Below are 3,326 nucleotides of genomic sequence, written 5' to 3' on the forward strand. Positions count from 1 at the left end.
TACTCTCACATGGGGAGACCCCACACTACCATCGGCGCTACGGCGTTTCACTTCTGAGTTCGGCATGGGGTCAGGTGGGACCACCGCGCTAAAGCCGCCAGGCAAATTCTGTTTAATCTGTATCAGGCTGAAAATCGTGTCTGTCTCTTCGCCAAAACATCTTCGGCGTTGTAAGGTTAAGCCTCACGGTTCATTAGTATCGGTTAGCTCAACGCATCGCTGCGCTTACACACCCGGCCTATCAACGTCGTCGTCTTCAACGTTCCTTCAGGAGACTTAAAGTCTCAGGGAGAACTCATCTCGGGGCAAGTTTCGTGCTTAGATGCTTTCAGCACTTATCTCTTCCGCATTTAGCTACCGGGCAGTGCCATTGGCATGACAACCCGAACACCAGTGATGCGTCCACTCCGGTCCTCTCGTACTAGGAGCAGCCCCCCTCAATTCTCCAGCGCCCACGGCGGATAGGGACCGAACTGTCTCGCGACGTTCTAAACCCAGCTCGCGTACCACTTTAAATGGCGAACAGCCATACCCTTGGGACCTACTCCAGCCCCAGGATGCGACGAGCCGACATCGAGGTGCCAAACACCGCCGTCGATATGAACTCTTGGGCGGTATCAGCCTGTTATCCCCGGGGTACCTTTTAGCCGTTGAGCGATGGCCCTTCCATTCAGAACCACCGGATCACTATGACCTGCTTTCGCACCTGCTCGCGCCGTCACGCTCGCAGTCAAGCTGGCTTATGCCATTGCACTAACCTCCTGATGTCCGACCAGGATTAGGGAACCTTTGGGCGCCTCCGTTACTCTTTGGGAGGCAACCGCCCCAGTTAAACTACCCACCAGGCACTGTCCGCAACCCGGATTACGGGTCTACGTTAGAACACCAGCCATTAAAGGGTGGTATTTCAAGGTTGGCTCCACGCAGACTGGCGTCCACGCTTCAAAGCCTCCCACCTATCCTACACATCAAGGACCAGTGTTCAGTGTCAAGCTATAGTAAAGGTTCACGGGGTCTTTCCGTCTTGCCGCGGGTACACTGCATCTTCACAGCGAGTTCAATTTCACTGAGTCTCGGGTGGAGACAGCCTGGCCATCATTACGCCATTCGTGCAGGTCGGAACTTACCCGACAAGGAATTTCGCTACCTTAGGACCGTTATAGTTACGGCCGCCGTTTACCGGGGCTTCGATCAAGAGCTTCGCGTTGCCGCTAACCCCATCAATTAACCTTCCGGCACCGGGCAGGCGTCACACCGTATACGTCCACTTTCGTGTTTGCACAGTGCTGTGTTTTTAATAAACAGTTGCAGCCAGCTGGTATCTTCGACTGATTTCAGCTCCGCCCGCAGGGGCTTCACCTACACATCAGCGTGCCTTCTCCCGAAGTTACGGCACCATTTTGCCTAGTTCCTTCACCCGAGTTCTCTCAAGCGCCTTGGTATTCTCTACCTGACCACCTGAGTCGGTTTAGGGTACGATTTCGTGTTACCTGATGCTTAGAGGCTTTTCCTGGAAGCAGGGCATTTATCACTTCAGCACCGTAGTGCCTCGTCATCACACCTCAGCGTTAATAAGGTACCGGATTTACCTGGAACCTCCGCCTACATGCTTAAACCGGGACAACCGTCGCCCGGCTGACATAGCCTTCTCCGTCCCCCCTTCGCAGTAACACCAAGTACAGGAATATTAACCTGTTTCCCATCGACTACGCCTTTCGGCCTCGCCTTAGGGGTCGACTCACCCTGCCCCGATTAACGTTGGACAGGAACCCTTGGTCTTCCGGCGAGCGGGCTTTTCACCCGCTTTATCGTTACTTATGTCAGCATTCGCACTTCTGATACCTCCAGCATGCCTCACAGCACACCTTCAACGGCTTACAGAACGCTCCCCTACCCAACAACACATAGTGTCGCTGCCGCAGCTTCGGTGCATGGTTTAGCCCCGTTACATCTTCCGCGCAGGCCGACTCGACCAGTGAGCTATTACGCTTTCTTTAAATGATGGCTGCTTCTAAGCCAACATCCTGGCTGTCTGTGCCTTCCCACATCGTTTCCCACTTAACCATGACTTTGGGACCTTAGCTGGCGGTCTGGGTTGTTTCCCTCTTCACGACGGACGTTAGCACCCGCCGTGTGTCTCCCGTGATAACATTCTTCGGTATTCGTAGTTTGCATCGGGTTGGTAAGCCGGGATGGCCCCCTAGCCGAAACAGTGCTCTACCCCCGAAGATGAGTTCACGAGGCGCTACCTAAATAGCTTTCGGGGAGAACCAGCTATCTCCCGGTTTGATTGGCCTTTCACCCCCAGCCACAGGTCATCCGCTAATTTTTCAACATTAGTCGGTTCGGTCCTCCAGTTAGTGTTACCCAACCTTCAACCTGCCCATGGCTAGATCACCGGGTTTCGGGTCTATACCCTGCAACTTAACGCCCAGTTAAGACTCGGTTTCCCTGCGGCTCCCCTATACGGTTAACCTTGCTACAGAATATAAGTCGCTGACCCATTATACAAAAGGTACGCAGTCACACCCGAAGGTGCTCCCACTGCTTGTACGTACACGGTTTCAGGTTCTTTTTCACTCCCCTCGCCGGGGTTCTTTTCACCTTTCCCTCACGGTACTGGTTCACTATCGGTCAGTCAGGAGTATTTAGCCTTGGAGGATGGTCCCCCCATATTCAGACAGGATACCACGTGTCCCGCCCTACTCTTCGAGTTCACAACCTGTGCATTTTGGTGTACGGGACTATCACCCTGTACCGTCGGACTTTCCAGACCGTTCCACTAACACACAAGCTGATTCAGACTCCGGGCTGCTCCCCGTTCGCTCGCCGCTACTGGGGGAATCTCGGTTGATTTCTTTTCCTCGGGGTACTTAGATGTTTCAGTTCCCCCGGTTCGCCTCGTTAACCTATGTATTCAGTTAACGATAGTGCAACGGATTGCACTGGGTTTCCCCATTCGGACATCGCCGGGTCAAAGGTTCATATCACCTCGCCGGCGCTTTTCGCAGATTAGCACGTCCTTCATCGCCTCTGACTGCCAGGGCATCCACCGTGTACGCTTAGTCGCTTAACCTCACAACCCGAAGATGTTTCACTTCTGATTGCGAAAATTTGAGAGACTCGAACACACATGAGCTGTGTGTCGTTTCAATTTTCAGCTTGATCCAGATTTTTAAAGAGCAAAACTTCGCAGTGCACCTTTTCAGGTTCACTCTGAAGTTTTCTTGTGTTCGCAGTAAAGATGGTGGAGCTATGCGGGATCGAACCGCAGACCTCCTGCGTGCAAAGCAGGCGCTCTCCCAGCTGAGCTATAGCCCCATCGT

General features: G+C 53.3%; 1 tRNA gene and 2 rRNA genes. All 3 read right to left on the reverse strand.

The annotated features are described in order from the left end of the window. Positions 1 to 102 (reverse strand): 5S ribosomal RNA (gene rrf, locus ACFPZN_RS55800); the annotation flags it as partial. A gap of 70 nt (positions 103 to 172) precedes the next feature. Then, a 23S ribosomal RNA gene (locus ACFPZN_RS55805) occupies positions 173 to 3,076 on the reverse strand. 169 nt (positions 3,077 to 3,245) lie between these two features. Next, a tRNA-Ala gene (locus ACFPZN_RS55810) sits at positions 3,246 to 3,321 on the reverse strand. Positions 3,322 to 3,326 lie beyond the last annotated feature (5 nt).

The organism is Actinomadura rugatobispora (genome assembly GCF_042656285.1).
In the GTDB taxonomy this organism is placed as follows: domain Bacteria; phylum Actinomycetota; class Actinomycetes; order Streptosporangiales; family Streptosporangiaceae; genus Spirillospora; species Spirillospora rugatobispora.